The organism is Kitasatospora sp. NPDC093550 (genome assembly GCF_044764985.1).
Lineage (GTDB): Bacteria > Actinomycetota > Actinomycetes > Streptomycetales > Streptomycetaceae > Kitasatospora.
The window spans coordinates 298,819-312,343 of record NZ_JBIWJF010000008.1 but is presented as its reverse complement, the minus strand read 5'-3'; the positions used below and the strand labels follow the sequence as shown (position 1 = coordinate 312,343).

The 13,525-nt window shown below is 72.4% G+C and carries 14 protein-coding genes and 2 tRNA genes; 9 read left to right on the top strand and 7 right to left on the bottom strand.

Translation table 11 applies throughout. The annotated features are described in order from the left end of the window. Positions 1-81: 81 nt before the first annotated feature. Together ACIRD3_RS15930 and ACIRD3_RS15925 are read right to left on the bottom strand one after the other, a co-directional pair. A complete protein-coding gene (locus ACIRD3_RS15930; RefSeq protein WP_402216207.1) occupies positions 82-501 on the bottom strand; it encodes a DUF3151 domain-containing protein in 420 nt (139 codons plus the stop codon). A gap of 69 nt (positions 502-570) precedes the next feature. Continuing rightward, positions 571-1,566, bottom strand: a complete 996-nt coding sequence (locus ACIRD3_RS15925; RefSeq protein WP_402216204.1) for a zinc-dependent alcohol dehydrogenase family protein — start codon at positions 1,564-1,566, stop codon at positions 571-573. A 111-nt stretch (positions 1,567-1,677) separates the two neighbouring features. Here ACIRD3_RS15925 and ACIRD3_RS15920 point away from each other — a divergent pair, with 111 nt between their 5' ends. After that, the gene (locus tag ACIRD3_RS15920) at positions 1,678-2,412 is read left to right on the top strand and encodes a TetR/AcrR family transcriptional regulator (RefSeq protein ID WP_402216201.1); all 735 of its coding nucleotides are present in this window, start codon (positions 1,678-1,680) and stop codon (positions 2,410-2,412) included. 74 nt (positions 2,413-2,486) lie between these two features. Then, positions 2,487-3,377: a DUF3152 domain-containing protein gene (locus tag ACIRD3_RS15915; protein ID WP_402216198.1), complete on the top strand. Its 891-nt coding sequence runs from the start codon at positions 2,487-2,489 to the stop codon at positions 3,375-3,377. Between the two features lie 54 nt (positions 3,378-3,431). Here ACIRD3_RS15915 and ACIRD3_RS15910 read toward each other — a convergent pair whose 3' ends face one another. The 4 genes from ACIRD3_RS15910 to purS all read right to left on the bottom strand — a co-directional run bounded on the left by ACIRD3_RS15910 (position 3,432) and on the right by purS (position 7,491). Further along, positions 3,432-4,244: a sterol carrier family protein gene (locus ACIRD3_RS15910; RefSeq protein WP_402216195.1), complete on the bottom strand. Its 813-nt coding sequence runs from the start codon at positions 4,242-4,244 to the stop codon at positions 3,432-3,434. Between the two features lie 63 nt (positions 4,245-4,307). Beyond that, positions 4,308-6,563, bottom strand: coding sequence for a phosphoribosylformylglycinamidine synthase subunit PurL (purL, locus tag ACIRD3_RS15905; RefSeq protein WP_402216192.1), 2,256 nt, complete (start codon positions 6,561-6,563; stop codon positions 4,308-4,310). Next, a complete protein-coding gene (gene purQ, locus ACIRD3_RS15900) occupies positions 6,563-7,240 on the bottom strand; it encodes a phosphoribosylformylglycinamidine synthase subunit PurQ (protein WP_402216189.1) in 678 nt (225 codons plus the stop codon). The genes purL and purQ overlap by 1 nt, the downstream gene beginning before the upstream one ends. Beyond that, a complete protein-coding gene (gene purS / locus ACIRD3_RS15895) occupies positions 7,237-7,491 on the bottom strand; it encodes a phosphoribosylformylglycinamidine synthase subunit PurS (RefSeq protein WP_049654013.1) in 255 nt (84 codons plus the stop codon). The genes purQ and purS overlap by 4 nt, the downstream gene beginning before the upstream one ends. A 467-nt stretch (positions 7,492-7,958) precedes the next feature. Between purS and ACIRD3_RS15890 the strand changes: the two genes are divergently transcribed. The 7 genes from ACIRD3_RS15890 (at position 7,959) to ACIRD3_RS15860 (ending at position 12,564) form a co-directional block, all read left to right on the top strand. Continuing rightward, positions 7,959-8,276, top strand: coding sequence for an Lsr2 family protein (locus ACIRD3_RS15890; protein WP_030056585.1), 318 nt, complete (start codon positions 7,959-7,961; stop codon positions 8,274-8,276). 143 nt (positions 8,277-8,419) lie between these two features. Continuing rightward, positions 8,420-8,492 (top strand) — tRNA-Gly (locus ACIRD3_RS15885). Positions 8,493-8,531: 39 nt separating this feature from the next. Then, a tRNA-Gly gene (locus ACIRD3_RS15880) sits at positions 8,532-8,604 on the top strand. A gap of 150 nt (positions 8,605-8,754) precedes the next feature. Further along, positions 8,755-9,765, top strand: a complete 1,011-nt coding sequence (locus ACIRD3_RS15875) for an ABC transporter ATP-binding protein (RefSeq protein WP_402216185.1) — start codon at positions 8,755-8,757, stop codon at positions 9,763-9,765. Beyond that, the gene (locus ACIRD3_RS15870; protein ID WP_402216182.1) at positions 9,762-10,610 is read left to right on the top strand and encodes an ABC transporter permease; all 849 of its coding nucleotides are present in this window, start codon (positions 9,762-9,764) and stop codon (positions 10,608-10,610) included. The genes ACIRD3_RS15875 and ACIRD3_RS15870 overlap by 4 nt, the downstream gene beginning before the upstream one ends. 86 nt (positions 10,611-10,696) lie before the next feature. After that, positions 10,697-11,941: a sensor histidine kinase gene (locus ACIRD3_RS15865; RefSeq protein ID WP_402216179.1), complete on the top strand. Its 1,245-nt coding sequence runs from the start codon at positions 10,697-10,699 to the stop codon at positions 11,939-11,941. After that, positions 11,941-12,564, top strand: a complete 624-nt coding sequence (locus tag ACIRD3_RS15860; protein ID WP_402216176.1) for a response regulator — start codon at positions 11,941-11,943, stop codon at positions 12,562-12,564. The genes ACIRD3_RS15865 and ACIRD3_RS15860 overlap by 1 nt, the downstream gene beginning before the upstream one ends. A gap of 33 nt (positions 12,565-12,597) precedes the next feature. On the opposite strand, the gene ACIRD3_RS15855 is transcribed toward ACIRD3_RS15860, so the two are convergent. Beyond that, entirely contained in the window at positions 12,598-13,497 is a 900-nt protein-coding gene (locus ACIRD3_RS15855) for a phosphoribosylaminoimidazolesuccinocarboxamide synthase (protein WP_402216174.1), read from the bottom strand. Between the last annotated feature and the right edge of the window lie 28 nt (positions 13,498-13,525).

Below are 13,525 nucleotides of genomic sequence, written 5' to 3'. Positions count from 1 at the left end.
CGTCGAGCGACCGCGACGGCCGTGCGAGACAGGGGTGCCCCCGGCGGAGGACCGCCGGGGGCACCCGCACGTCGGGGGTTCCTACTGCTTGAGCTCCGCGTACGCCTCCGCGCTGCTGTCCTTCAGGAACTGCCAGCAGCGGGCCTCCTCCTCGGTCTCCTTGATCGCGCCGGCCGCCCGCGCGAGCGCGGCCAGGCAGCGCAGGAACCCGCGGTTGCCGCGGTGCTCCCACGGGACCGGGCCGTGGCCCTTCCAGCCGTTGCGCCGCAGCGCGTCCAGGCCCCGGTGGTAGCCGGTGCGGGCGTAGGCGTACGACTCGACGTACCGGCCGGCCGCGTAGGCGTCGTCGGCGAGCATGGCCCAGGCGAGGCAGAAGGCCGGGAAGTCGGCGGCCACCTGGGTCGGTGAGGCCGACTCCTCCGCCAGCATCCGGTAGGGCCGCTCCTCCTCGGGCAGGAGGGTCGGTTCGGGACCGTCGAGAAGATTCCTGTGAAGCGCCATGCCCTGAAGTCTGCCACCCGAGGCTCAGGGGTCAACCGCCGCACCGCGATCGGTGCCCGGCGCGGAGGGTCAGTGCCGGACGGTGACCACGATCTTGCCGACCTGGCCGTTGGACTCCATGTGCCGGTGGGCGTCGACGATCTCCGTCAGGTCGAAGGTGCGGTCGATCAGCGGCCTCAGGGTGCCGTTGCGCAGCCCGGCGTGGACGAAGGACCGGCCGCGGCGGAGCGCCTCCGGGTCGCCGACCAGCCCGGCCACCGCGTAGCCGCAGACGTTCAGCGGCCAGCGCATCGGCAGCGGCGTGGGCCGGGAGTCGAGCCAGCCGTACACGATCAGGGTGCCGCCGGGTGCGACCAGCCCGGCGAGGTCCGCCAGGCCCGGGCCGCCCACCGGGTCGAGGACGATCCGCGCGCCCGCCTCCCCGGTCACCGCCTCGACCTTCGCCACCACGTCGGGGCCGCCGTCCGCGACCACCACGTGCGCCGCGCCGGCCTCCCTCAGCTGGGCCTCCTTGGCCGCCGACCTGGTCACCGCGACCGGGACGCCGCCGAGCGCCGCGACGATCTGGACCGCGGCGACGCCGACGCTGCTGGAAGCGGCGGTGATCACCACCACGTCGCCGGGAACCATCCGACCCGTCTCGACCAGCGCGCCGTAGGCGGTCAGGTAGGACAGCCAGACGGCCGCGCCGGTGACCGCGTCCAGGTCGGCCGGCCGGGGGAGCAGGGTGGTCGCGGGCACCACCGCGTGGTCGCCGTACACGCCGGAGCCGGACATCCCGGTGCCGACCGCCAGGACGCAGACCGCGTCGCCGGGCGCGACGTCCGTCACGCCGGGGCCGACGGCGATCACTTCTCCGGCCGCCTCGCCGCCGAGCCGGGAGCCCGGGAGGGTCGCGTCGTACCAGTAGCCGCCGGAGCGGAACAGCGCCTCCGCCCGGTTCAGCCCGATCGCGTCGATCCGGACCAGCGCCTCCCCCGGGCCCGGGTCCGCCAGCGTGACCTCCTCCAGTCGCAGGACCTCCGGTCCGCCGATCTCGTCGAACAGCACCGCCGTGCTCTCCATGGCTTCCGCCCCCTCGTTCGTCCGGCTCGTTCGTTCCACCGGTTCGTTCGGCGCTCGTTTTCCGTGCACCGTTCTGTTTTCGCGCACCGAACTCTAATTCAGCTCTGTACGATGTCAAGCGTGGAAGATCGGAAACCCGGCCGACGGGCCCGGCTGCGGGCGCAGACCACCGCGGAGATCAAGCGGATCGCCCTGGAGCACATGGCCGAGCAGGGCGCGGACGCGATCTCGCTGCGCGCCATCGCCCGCGAGATGGACATGAGCGGCAGCGCCATCTACAGCTACTTCGACACCCGGGACGACCTGATCTCCGAGCTGATCGGCGACGTCTACACCGCACTGGTGGACGCCCTGGAGGCCGCCCGGGACGCCGTGCCCGAGGACGACCCCGGCGGCCGGATCACCGCCTGGGGCGAGGCGCTGCGCACCTGGTCGCTGGCCAATCCGCAGGGCTTCCGGCTGATCCACGGCGATCCGGTGTCCGGCTACCGGCCGCCCGAGGGAGGCCCGGCCCCGGAGGCGGCGAAGCGCGCCTGCCTGGGACTGGTCGGCCTGATCGCGGCCGCCTGGCCGACCGCCCGGGACCTCCAGGACGACCCGTCGGCGCGGTGGAGCGACTTCTCGGAGGACTTCACCGCCAAGGTCCGCGCGCAGGACCCGGACCTGCCGCCGGCCGCCGTGGCCCTGGCGCTGCGGATCTGGGGGCGGATGCACGGCCCGGTCGCACTGGAGCTGCACGGCCACCTGGGCCCCCAGGCGCACCACCCGGACCGGCTGTACCGACGCGAACTGCAGGACCTGGTCCGCTCGCTGGGACTGCCCGTCACCCGGACCTTGATGGTTTGAAGTCGGGCCCGTGCGGGAACCCCGGCACGTGATCTGCATACCGGGTACATGGACATTCACCCGTTCGCCATGTCATGGTGACGCTCGTGCCCGAATCCCGACCCGCCAGTAGGCGAGCCGCCCCGAACCGCAAGGGCGGCCGGAGACGCCGCCGGCCACGTCGCAGGGTCGGCCCTGGCATGCTCACGGCGCTGGTGCTGTCCGTCCTGGTGCTGGGCGCCTCGGTGCTCCTGCTGAACCGGACCTCCGGCACGCCGACCGCCACTCCCGCCACCCAGGCCCGGGCCATCCCGCCCGCCGAGGCGGCGCCCGCGGCGGCACCGACCCCGGCGCCCACGCCCTCCGCCGCGCCCACCCCGACGCCGACCCCGACGCCCACGGCCACCGAGCCGGACGCCGGCCCCACCAAGGGCGCGGGCACCTTCACCATCGCCCCGGCCAACGCCAAGCCGGTCGGCCGCGGCAACGTGCGCCGCTACCGGGTCGAGGTCGAGGACGGCATCGGCATCGACGCCTCGGCCGCCGCCGCCCAGATCCACGGCATCCTCGGCGACCCGCGCGGCTGGACCACCGACCGCAAGAACGGCTTCCAGCTGGTCGCGAGCGGCCCGTACAACTTCACCGTGAAGATCGCCTCGCCCGCCACCGTGGACCGGATCTGCGGCGCCTCCGGCCTGGACACCCACGGCGAGGTCAACTGCAACGTCGGCGACCAGGTGCTCGTCAACTCCAAGCGCTGGAACACCGGTTCACCGCAGTTCAGCGGACCGATCGACGACTACCGGGCACTGATCATCAACCACGAGGTCGGCCACCGGATCGGCCACGGCCACGAGACCTGCCCCGCGCCGGGCAAGCCCGCGCCCGCGATGATGCAGCAGATCTACGGCCTCAAGGGCTGCACCCCCAACGCCTGGCCGTACTCGGCGGACGGGACGTACCTGAGCGGGCCGTCGGTGCCCTGACCCCGGCGGTCCCGGCGCGGGGGTGAACACCCGTCGACATCCGCGCCGGACGGATCAGCCGAGCACCGGCAAGTACCCGCTCAGGTCGCTGCGTTCACCCGAGGCCGACAGCGCGGCGGCGTCCACCGCGGCGGCCCACGCGGTGCGGCCGGTGGCGAGCCGGATCCAGGTCAGCGGGTCGGTCTCGACCACGTTGGGCGGGGTGCCGCGGGTGTGCCGGGGGCCCTCGACGGCCTGCACCACGGCGTACGGCGGGATCCGCAGCTCGACCGCCCCGCCCGGGGCGCGGTCGGCGAAGGCGTCGGCCAGCATCCGGGAGACGGCGGCGAGGGCCTGCCGGTCGTGCGGGAAGGCGTCCAGGCCGAGCGCGTCGGCCAGGTCGTCGGCGTGCACGACAGTCTCCACCAGCCGGGTCACCAGCATGTCGGTGAGCGTCATCGAGCCGAGCCGGATCTCGAACCGCCTTGCCGGATCGGCGACTTCGGGCCTTTCCAGCATTCCGGTCAGCGCGTCCGCGGCACGCCCGAAGGCGACCGACACCGAGGGCGGGTCCCCGCCGAAGTCCGCCGCAGCCCGCTCCTTGGCCTGCTCGTCCAGGAGTGCCGCGACGGTGCCGACCGCCGCCGCCCACCCCGACAGGTCCAGGGTCGGCCGGCCCTGGAGCGGATCGTCCAGGTGTGCCGGTACGAAGTCGAGTTGGACGGCGAGGTGCGCGAGAAGGTCCCGGACCGTCCACTCCCCAAGCCTGGTCGGCAGGTCCAGCTGCTCCGCGGTGAGGCCGTTCACGGCCGAGCGCAGCGCCCCGGTCTGTGCGGCCAGCGCGGCGCGGACCTTCTGCGGCTGGTACGTACGGGACTTGGCAGGCATGGGCCCAAGATACGCCGAGGGGCGGTCGGCTCCCAGAGCCGACCGCCCCTCAGGACGGGTGCGTCAGGCCAGCAGGGCCTCGATGACACCGGTGTGGGCGTCCTTCAGCTCGGCCAGCGTCACGCTGAACTGCCCCTGGACGTCGATGCTGTCGCCGTCCACGACACCGATCCGGGTGGCCGGCAGGCCACGCGCGGTGCACATGTCGTTGAACCGGAGCTCCTCGCTGCGCGGTACCGCCACGACGGCGCGACCGGCCGACTCCGAGAACAGGAGGACGAACGGGTCGATGCCCTCGGGCACGACGATCCGCGCGCCGTGGCCGCCCTTGAGGCAGCTCTCCACGAGCGCCTGGCCGAGGCCGCCGTCGGACAGGTCGTGCGCGGCGTCGATCATGCCGTCGCGCGAGGCGGAGATCAGGATCTCGCCGAGCAGCCGCTCGCGCTCCAGGTCGACCTTGGGCGGCAGGCCGCCGAGGTGGTCGTGGACCGCCTGGGACCAGGCCGAGCCGCCGAGCTCGTCCGCCGTGTCGCCGAGCAGGTAGAGCAGCTGCCCCTCCTCGGCGAAGGCGACCGGGGTGCGCCGGGTGACGTCGTCGATGACGCCGAGCACCGCGACCACCGGGGTCGGGTGGATGGCGACCTCGCCGGTCTGGTTGTACAGCGAGACGTTGCCGCCGGTGACCGGGGTGCCGAGCACCAGGCAGGCGTCGGCCAGGCCGCGGGTCGCCTCGGCGAACTGCCACATCACGTCCGGGTCCTCGGGGGAGCCGAAGTTGAGGCAGTCGGAGACGGCGAGCGGCTTGGCGCCGCCGGCCGCGACGTTGCGGTACGCCTCGGCCAGGGCCAGCTGGGCGCCGGTGTACGGGTCCAGCTTGGCGAAGCGGCCGTTGCCGTCGGTGGCGACCGAGACGCCGAGGTTGGTCTCGTCGTCGATCCGGATCATGCCCGAGTCCTCGCCGTGCGAGAGCACGGTGTTGCCGAGCACGTAGCGGTCGTACTGGTCGGTGATCCAGGACTTGGAGGCCTGGTTCGGGTGGCTCGCGACCTTCAGCAGGTCGGCCTTGAGGCCCTCGCCGGTGGTCGGGCGGGCCAGCCGCTCGGCGGTGGGGGCGTCGGCCTGCAGCGCGTCCTGCCAGCTCGGGCGGGCGTACGGACGCTGGTAGGTCGGGCCCTCGTGGGCGACGGTGCGCGGCGGGACGTCCACCACGAGCTCGCCGTGCCAGTAGATCTCCAGGCGCTCGCCGTCGGTCACCTCACCGATGACGTTGGCGATGACGTCCCACTTCTCGCAGATCTCCAGGAAGCGGTCGACCTTGTCCGGCTCCACGATCGCGCACATGCGCTCCTGCGACTCGCTCATGAGGATCTCCTCGGGCGAGAGCGTGTGGTCGCGCAGGTGCACGGTGTCGAGCTCGATCCGCATGCCGCCGGAGCCGGCCGAGGCGAGCTCGCTGGTGGCGCAGGACAGACCGGCGCCGCCGAGGTCCTGGATGCCCTTGACGAGCTTCTCGCCGAAGATCTCCAGGGTGCACTCGATCAGGAGCTTCTCCTGGAACGGGTCGCCGACCTGGACCGCCGGGCGCTTGGCCGGCTTGGTGTCGTCGAAGGTCTCGGAGGCCAGCACCGAGACGCCGCCGATGCCGTCGCCGCCGGTGCGGGCGCCGTACAGGATGACCTTGTTGCCGGCGCCGGAGGCCTGCGCGAGGTGGATGTCCTCGTGCTTCATGACGCCCACGCAGAGCGCGTTGACCAGCGGGTTGCCCTGGTAGCAGGAGTCGAAGACGACCTCGCCGCCGATGTTCGGCAGGCCCAGGCAGTTGCCGTAGCCGCCGATGCCCGCGACGATCCCGGGCAGCACGCGCCGGGTGTCCGGGTGGTCGGCCGCACCGAAGCGCAGCGGGTCCATCACGGCGACCGGGCGGGCGCCCATCGCGAGGATGTCGCGCACGATGCCGCCGATGCCGGTGGCCGCGCCCTGGTAGGGCTCGATGTACGACGGGTGGTTGTGCGACTCGACCTTGAAGGTGACCGCGTAACCCTGGCCGACGTCGACCACACCGGCGTTCTCGCCGATGCCGACGAGCATCGCGTCCGAATCGGGCTTCTTCTCGCCGAACTGCTTCAGGTGGACCTTGCTGCTCTTGTACGAACAGTGCTCCGACCACATGACGGAGTACATCGCGAGCTCGGCGCCGGTGGGGCGGCGACCGAGGATCTCCCGGATGCGCGCGTACTCGTCCTCCTTGAGGCCGAGTTCGGCCCAGGGCTGGGCGGCGTCCGGGGTCTGCTCGGCGTTCTTGACGGTGTCGAGGCTCATCAGGCGTTCACCAGCTGCTTCAGGACGGAAGTGAAGAAGCCCAGGCCCTCGGTGGTCGGACCGGTGAGCGGCTCCACGGCGTGCTCCGGGTGCGGCATCAGGCCGACGACGTTGCCGGCGGCGTTGGTGATGCCGGCGATGTCGCGGTACGAACCGTTCGGGTTGACGTCCAGGTAACGGGCGACCACCCGGCCCTCCGCCTCCAGCTCGTCCAGGACGTGCTCGTCGGCGACGAAGCGGCCCTCGCCGTTCTTCAGCGGCACGACGATTTCCTGGCCGGCCGCGTAATCGCGGGTCCAGGCGGTGCCGGCGTTCTCGATGCGCAGCTTCTGGTCGCGGCAGATGAAGTGCAGCGAGTCGTTGCGGGTGAGCGCACCGGGCAGCAGGTGGGATTCGCAGAGCACCTGGAAGCCGTTGCAGATACCGAGCACCGGCATTCCGAGCTTCGCCTGCTCGATGACCGTCTCCATCACCGGGGAGAAGCGGGAGATCGCACCGCAGCGCAGATAGTCGCCGTAACTGAATCCGCCCGGCAGGACGACGGCGTCGACCTGGTGGAGATCCTTGTCACGGTGCCAGAGGGCGACCGGCTCGGCGCCGGCGAGGCGGACCGCCCGCTGGGCGTCGCGGTCGTCGAGCGAGCCGGGGAAAGTGACGACGCCTACGCGGGTGGTCACTTGCCCTCCTCCTCGACCCGGACGGTGAAGTCCTCGATCACGGTGTTGGCGAGAAAGGTCTCGGCGGCTTCGCGGATACGGGCGAGCGCCGCGTCGTCGACCGGGCCCTCCACATCCAGCTCGAAACGCTTGCCCTGGCGGACGTCGGCGATCCCGGTGAATCCGAGACGGGGCAGTGCACGCTGCACCGCCTGTCCCTGGGGGTCGAGGATCTCCGGCTTGAGCATGACGTCGACTACGACGCGTGCCACTGGCACTCCCGGTGGTGTCTTCGGTGAGGCGGGGGAACTCCAGACTACCGGTGGTTTCGGGCAGGATTGCTGGCCGGGGATAGCGACGCGCGTAGACCCGGGACCCTTACGCCGCAAGGGATCCGGCCCCCCGACCCCCCGTCCGGGGCGGTCGGTTTCCACGGATTCGGCACCCCGAACGGCACCCCCCGGAGAACACCCGAATACGGCACTTGGGGACAGAACCGCCCGTCCCGCTCATCGGTATCCGGCAGTCCCGCGAAGACACGTGAATATCCGGAAAAGAATGCCGGACTCTTCGATTTCGACCCCCTTCGGGTGCAGAATAGGGCCACCTGTCGCGACAAGTGCTGCGTATCAGGCGGGCCACCGGGCCTGCCCGTATGCGCTTGCGCGAGTTGGTGCACATCAGGCCCCGGGGCGTACCCCGCGGACCGGTGGCCGAATTGCCGAGAGGATTGACGCCCATGGCTCAGCGTGTAGTTGTCACGCTCTCCGACGACCTGGACGGCGGCGCCGCCGCGGAAACCGTCCACTTCGGCGTCGACGGGAAGTCGTACGAGATCGACCTGTCCGTGGACAACGCGGAAAAGCTGCGCGAGGCCCTCGCCCCGTTCGTCGCCGCCGGCCGTCGCCAGAGCCGCACCGGAAAGTCCTTCCGCCGCACCGCGCTCACCCCGGACCCGGCCGCCGTCCGCGCCTGGGCACTGTCCCGCGGCATGGAACTGCCGGCCCGCGGCCGCATCCCCAAGCACGTGTACGAGGCGTTCGCCGAGGCGAACTGACCCGCCCGGGGCACCGCCCCAGGTCGCCCCGCCCGCCCTGGACCGAAAGGGTGGGGCGACCACCCCGAACGATGCTGTAGAGTATTCCTCGTCGCCGCAACGGAGAGATCCGAAGAGGCGGCCGGTGCCCCACCAGGCACCGTGCGGACGTGGCTCAGTTGGTAGAGCATCACCTTGCCAAGGTGAGGGTCGCGAGTTCGAATCTCGTCGTCCGCTCGCAGTGCGCGAGCACAGCACAACTCAATAGTTTGACCTGCGGACGTGGCTCAGTTGGTAGAGCATCACCTTGCCAAGGTGAGGGTCGCGAGTTCGAATCTCGTCGTCCGCTCAGAAAGAAGGGCCCCCTCGATCGAGGGGGCCCTTCGGCATTCCCGCGCGATCTCCCGTGACATTTGTCATCGCCGACCCGTGGATCCCCACCGCGATGTCATGACGGCGTGCACTGCCCGCCCGCTCCGGGCGGCGGAAGGCTTGGGGCATGGAAACGAGCCGCCCCTCCGGGCCCAGCGACAGCGTGATCGAGGTCACCGACCTGCACCGCCACTACGGCACCGGCGCCACCGGCTACCACGCCGTCCGCGGCGTCGACCTGACCGTCGGCCGCGGTGAGCTGTTCGCCCTGCTCGGCACCAACGGGGCCGGCAAGACCTCCACCATGGAGCTCATCGAGGGCCTGGCCGCCCCCAGCGGCGGCACCGTCCGGGTACTCGGCCACGACCCCCACCTGGAGCGCGCCGCCGTCCGGCCGCGGATCGGCATCATGCTCCAGGAGGGCGGCTTCTCCGGGGACCTCACCGCCGCCGAGACCGGCCGCGTCTGGTCCGGGCTGAGCAGCGGCGCCCGCCCGGTCGAGGAGGCGCTGGAACTGGTCGGCCTCGCCCACCGCCGCGACGTCCGGGTCAAGCAGTTGTCCGGCGGCGAACGGCGCCGGCTCGACCTCGCGATGGCCCTGCTCGGCCGCCCGGAGGTGCTGTTCCTGGACGAGCCCAGCACCGGCCTCGACCCCGAGGCGCGGGCCGCCGTCTGGCGGCTGGTCCGCGAACTGCGCTCCCAGGGCACCACCGTGCTGCTCACCACGCACTACCTGGAGGAGGCCGAGGAGCTGGCCGACCGGCTGGCCATCATGCACGGCGGGCAGGTCGTCACCACCGGCACCGTCGCCGAGGTCATCGCCGGACGGCCGTCCCGGATCGCCTTCGAGCTGCCCGAGTTCACCGGGGCCTCGCTCCCGCTGCTGGCCGGGGCGGAGGTCACCGCCGACGGCCGCAAGGTCACCGTGCAGACCGCCGAGCTCCAGCGGACCCTCCACGACCTGCTCGGCTGGGCCCACCACCACGGCATCGCGCTCGGCGCCCTGGACGCCCGCAGCGCCTCGCTGGAGGAGGCCTTCCTCGCCATCGCCTCCGAGGCGGCCCACCAGGCCCCGCCGCAGGGCCCCGCCGCCCCCACCCGTACCGCCCGCCGCCGCCTGATCGGATCCGCCCGATGACCACCGCCGCCGCCACCACCGCCACCGCCGCCACCGCCGCCACCGGCCCGCAGAGCACCGCCACACGCCGGCTGCTCGCCCTGGGCCGGGCCGAGGCCACCCTGCTGCTGCGCAACCGCACCGCGCTGTTCACCGCGCTGGTACTGCCGCTGCTGCTGGTCTTCTCCCTGCGGGGCGTCCTCGCCCAGCAGGCCGAGTCCAACCCCGGGCTGGACGTCGACTCGCTGCTGGTCTACGGCGCGGTGGGGATGATCCTGGCCTTCGTCGTCTACTACAACCTGACCGCCGCCTACGTCGCCCGGCGCGGCGAGCTGGTCCTCAAGCGGCTGCGCACCGGCGAGGCCCGGGACATCGAGATCATGCTCGGCACCGCCGTCCCCTCGCTCGCGCTCGGGCTGCTGATGGCCGCCGTGATCGGGGTCGGCGGCAGCGTCGGCCTGCACCTGGCGGTGCCGGTCAACCCGCTGCTGGTGCTGGTCGGCCTGGTGCTGGTGCTGGCCACCATGATCGCCTTGGCCGCGCTGTCCAGCGCCTTCACCAAGACCGTGGAGAGCGCCGGCATCACCACCCTGCCGGTCATGCTGATCATGCAGTTCGGCTCCGGACTGTTCATCCCGCTGGAGGTGATGCCCGCGCAGCTCGCCGACGCCTTCCGCCTGCTGCCGACCACCCCGGCCTTCCAGCTGGTCCGGGTCGGCTGGTTCGGCACCGACGGCTCGGCCGCCGCCACCGGCTTCGTCGGCTCCTGGGGCGCCGCCGCCCCGCACCTGGTCACCGGCGCGGTCTGGCTGGGCCTGGCGGTCTGGGGCGCGGTGCGGTACTTCCGCTGGGAACCCCGCCGCTGACGCTCCGATGGGTCCGAAGGAGTCCCCGCTGTCCACCTCTGATAGGAAGGCTGCGACACGACCATGATCGAGCGGGGGGCAAGTCGATGGTCCGGGGGCCGATCCGCCGCTGGAAGGGCTACGGAAAGCCGCAGCGCGCCGAACTGTACTTCCGCTGGTCGCTCTACCTGATGGCGTTCTTCACACTGCCGATCAGCCTGCTGGCCAGTGCCGCCTCCGCGAGCCGACCGGGTTCGGAGACCGTCCTCCGGGTCGCCCTGGTGCTCACCCTGGCCTCGGTCCTGGTGACCCTCCGGGCGTACCGCACCTCGCTCGACCACTACCTGAAACGGCCCACCGATCACCGGCGCTGGCTGATCGTCAACACGGTGCTCACGGTGAGCGGATCCTGGGCCCTCCTGCTGCTCGGCCCGTCCTCCGGAGGAGACGCGAACCCCCACGGTCCGCCGTTCACCGCGGTGATCGCCGCCGCCCTGGCGGGGTCCGCGGTCGGCCCGCTGAGCGTCGGCCTGCCGCTGTCGTGGGTCTGGGCGGCCGGGCCCGGCCTGCTGCTCCTGATCACCCCCGCGCTACTGCTGGCGGGAGTCGCCCCCTCCACCACGGCGGGATGGCTGGTGGGCGCGATCATCGGCACGGTCGTCCTGAGCGCCAGCTGCCGCAGCTTCGCCTGGCTGACCGCCATCGTCTGGGAGCTGGACGGCGCCCGCGAGGCGCAGTCCCGGCTGGCCGTCGCCGAGGAGCGGCTGCGCTTCTCCCGCGACCTGCACGACGTGATGGGCCGCAACCTCACCACCATCGCGCTGAAGAGCGAACTCGCCGTCCAGCTCGCCCGCCGGGGCCGGCCGGAGGCCGCCGAGCAGATGGCCGAGGTGCAGAAGATCGCCCAGGAGTCGCAGCGCGAGGTCCGCGACGTCATCCGCGGCTACCGCACGGCCGACCTGCACGCCGAGGCGATCGGCGCCCGCGCCGTGCTGCGCTCCGCCGACGTCGCCTGCGAGATCGACCTCGGCGAGCAGGCCGACGAGCTGCCGCCGAGGGTCCAGTCGGTGTTCGGCTGGGTGATCCGCGAGGCCACCACCAACGTGCTCCGGCACAGCGAGGCCGGCCGCTGCCTGATCCGGCTGAGCCGGGAGGACGGCCACGCGGTGCTGGAGCTGGAGAATGACGGGGTGCCCGCCGTGCCGCTCCCCTCCCAGGGCGGCGGCACCGGGCTGAACGGGCTGCGCGAGCGGCTCGCCGCCCACGACGGCGAGCTGACCGTCACGCCCGCCGAGGGGGGCGTCTTCCGGCTCCTCGCCACCGTCCCGCTGCGCCCCGGAGAGGCCCCGTGATGACCGACCCCACCGCACCCGTCCGCGTCCTGCTCGCCGACGACGAGCACCTGATCCGGGGCGCGCTGGCCGCGCTGCTCTCGCTGGAGGACGACCTCGACGTGGTCGCGCAGGCCGGCTCCGGGCCGGAGGCGCTGGCGATGGCGCGGGCGCACCGGCCGGACGTCGCGGTGCTGGACCTGCAGATGCCGGGCAAGGACGGCATCGAGGTGGCCGCCGAGCTGCGCCGGCTGCTGCCGGACTGCCGCTGCATGATCGTCACCGGCCACGGCCGCCCCGGCTACCTGAAGCGGGCGCTGGAGGTCGGGGTGCGCGGCTTCCTGCCGAAGACCGTCTCGGCCGCCGACCTGGCGGGCATCATCCGCACCGTGCGCTCCGGCGGCCGGTACGTGGACCCGGAGCTGGCGGCGGACGCGATCAGCACCGGGGAGACCCCGCTGACCCCGCGCGAGACGGACGTCCTGGAACTGGCCGCCGACGGCACCTCGATCGCCGAGATCGCCGAGCGGGCCTCGCTCTCCCAGGGCACCGTCCGCAACTACCTGTCCTCGGCGGCCGGCAAGCTGGGCGCGGAGAACCGGCACGCGGCGGTGCGGATCGCCCGCGAGCACGGCTGGATCTGAGCCCGGCCGCCGCCCGCGGGCGCTCCGGACGGCTCAGGCCCAGGTGGTCCCGGTCAGCCGCTCGTACACCTCGATGTACTTGGCGCGGGTCCGCTCGACCACCTCGGCGGGCAGCGCCGGCGGCGGCTGCTCGCTGTAGCGGTCCCAGCCGGAGGCCGGGGAGACCAGCCAGTCGCGGATCAGCTGCTTGTCGAAGGAGGCCTGCGAGCGGCCGGGCTCGTACTCGTCGGCCGGCCAGTAGCGGGAGGAGTCCGGGGTGAGCACCTCGTCGCCGATCACCAGCTCGCCGTCCAGCAGGCCGAACTCGAACTTGGTGTCGGCCAGGATGATGCCGCGCTCGCGGGCGATGTCCCGGGCCCGGGCGTAGACGTCCAGGGTGGTGCGGCGCAGCCGGTTCGCCAGCTCGGCGCCGATCCGGCGGGCGGTCTCCTCGTAGGGCACGTTCTCGTCGTGCTCGCCGACCTCGGCCTTGAGCGCCGGGGTGTAGATCGGGGCGGGCAGCTCGGAGCTGTTCTCCAGGCCCTCCGGCAGCGCGATGCCGCAGACCGTACGGCTCTCCTCGTACTCGGTCAGGCCGGAGCCGGCCAGGTAGCCGCGGGCGACCGCCTCGACCGGGATCATCTCCAGGCTCTTGCAGACCAGCGTGCGGCCCTTCCAGTCGGCGGGGGCGCCGGCCGGGACCTCGGTGGAGATCACGTGGTTGGGGACGATGTCGGCGATCCGCTCGAACCACCACAGCGAGAGCTGGGTGAGGATGCGGCCCTTGTCGGGGATCTCGTTCGGCAGCACCCAGTCGTGGGCGGACGTCCGGTCACTGGCCACCATGACCAGTTCACCCGACTCGGTGCGGTAGAGGTCGCGCACCTTGCCGGTGTGCAGGTGGACCAGGCCGGGTACCTGGACCGGCTCGGGCTTGGTGACAAATCCGCTCAAGGTGTCTCAGTCCTCAGGGGTCGTTCGC

Excerpts from the sequence above, each read along its gene's own strand:
- ACIRD3_RS15930 (WP_402216207.1), bottom strand. The coding sequence starts at position 501 with ATGGCGCTTCACAGGAATCTTCTCGACGGTCCCGAACCGACCCTCCTG.
- ACIRD3_RS15925 (WP_402216204.1), bottom strand. The coding sequence starts at position 1,566 with ATGGAGAGCACGGCGGTGCTGTTCGACGAGATCGGCGGACCGGAGGTC.
- ACIRD3_RS15920 (WP_402216201.1), top strand. The coding sequence starts at position 1,678 with ATGTCAAGCGTGGAAGATCGGAAACCCGGCCGACGGGCCCGGCTGCGG.
- ACIRD3_RS15915 (WP_402216198.1), top strand. The coding sequence starts at position 2,487 with ATGGTGACGCTCGTGCCCGAATCCCGACCCGCCAGTAGGCGAGCCGCC.
- ACIRD3_RS15910 (WP_402216195.1), bottom strand. The coding sequence starts at position 4,244 with ATGCCTGCCAAGTCCCGTACGTACCAGCCGCAGAAGGTCCGCGCCGCG.
- purL (WP_402216192.1), bottom strand. The coding sequence starts at position 6,563 with ATGAGCCTCGACACCGTCAAGAACGCCGAGCAGACCCCGGACGCCGCC.
- ACIRD3_RS15890 (WP_030056585.1), top strand. The coding sequence starts at position 7,959 with ATGGCTCAGCGTGTAGTTGTCACGCTCTCCGACGACCTGGACGGCGGC.
- ACIRD3_RS15875 (WP_402216185.1), top strand. The coding sequence starts at position 8,755 with ATGGAAACGAGCCGCCCCTCCGGGCCCAGCGACAGCGTGATCGAGGTC.
- ACIRD3_RS15870 (WP_402216182.1), top strand. The coding sequence starts at position 9,762 with ATGACCACCGCCGCCGCCACCACCGCCACCGCCGCCACCGCCGCCACC.
- ACIRD3_RS15865 (WP_402216179.1), top strand. The coding sequence starts at position 10,697 with ATGGTCCGGGGGCCGATCCGCCGCTGGAAGGGCTACGGAAAGCCGCAG.
- ACIRD3_RS15860 (WP_402216176.1), top strand. The coding sequence starts at position 11,941 with ATGACCGACCCCACCGCACCCGTCCGCGTCCTGCTCGCCGACGACGAG.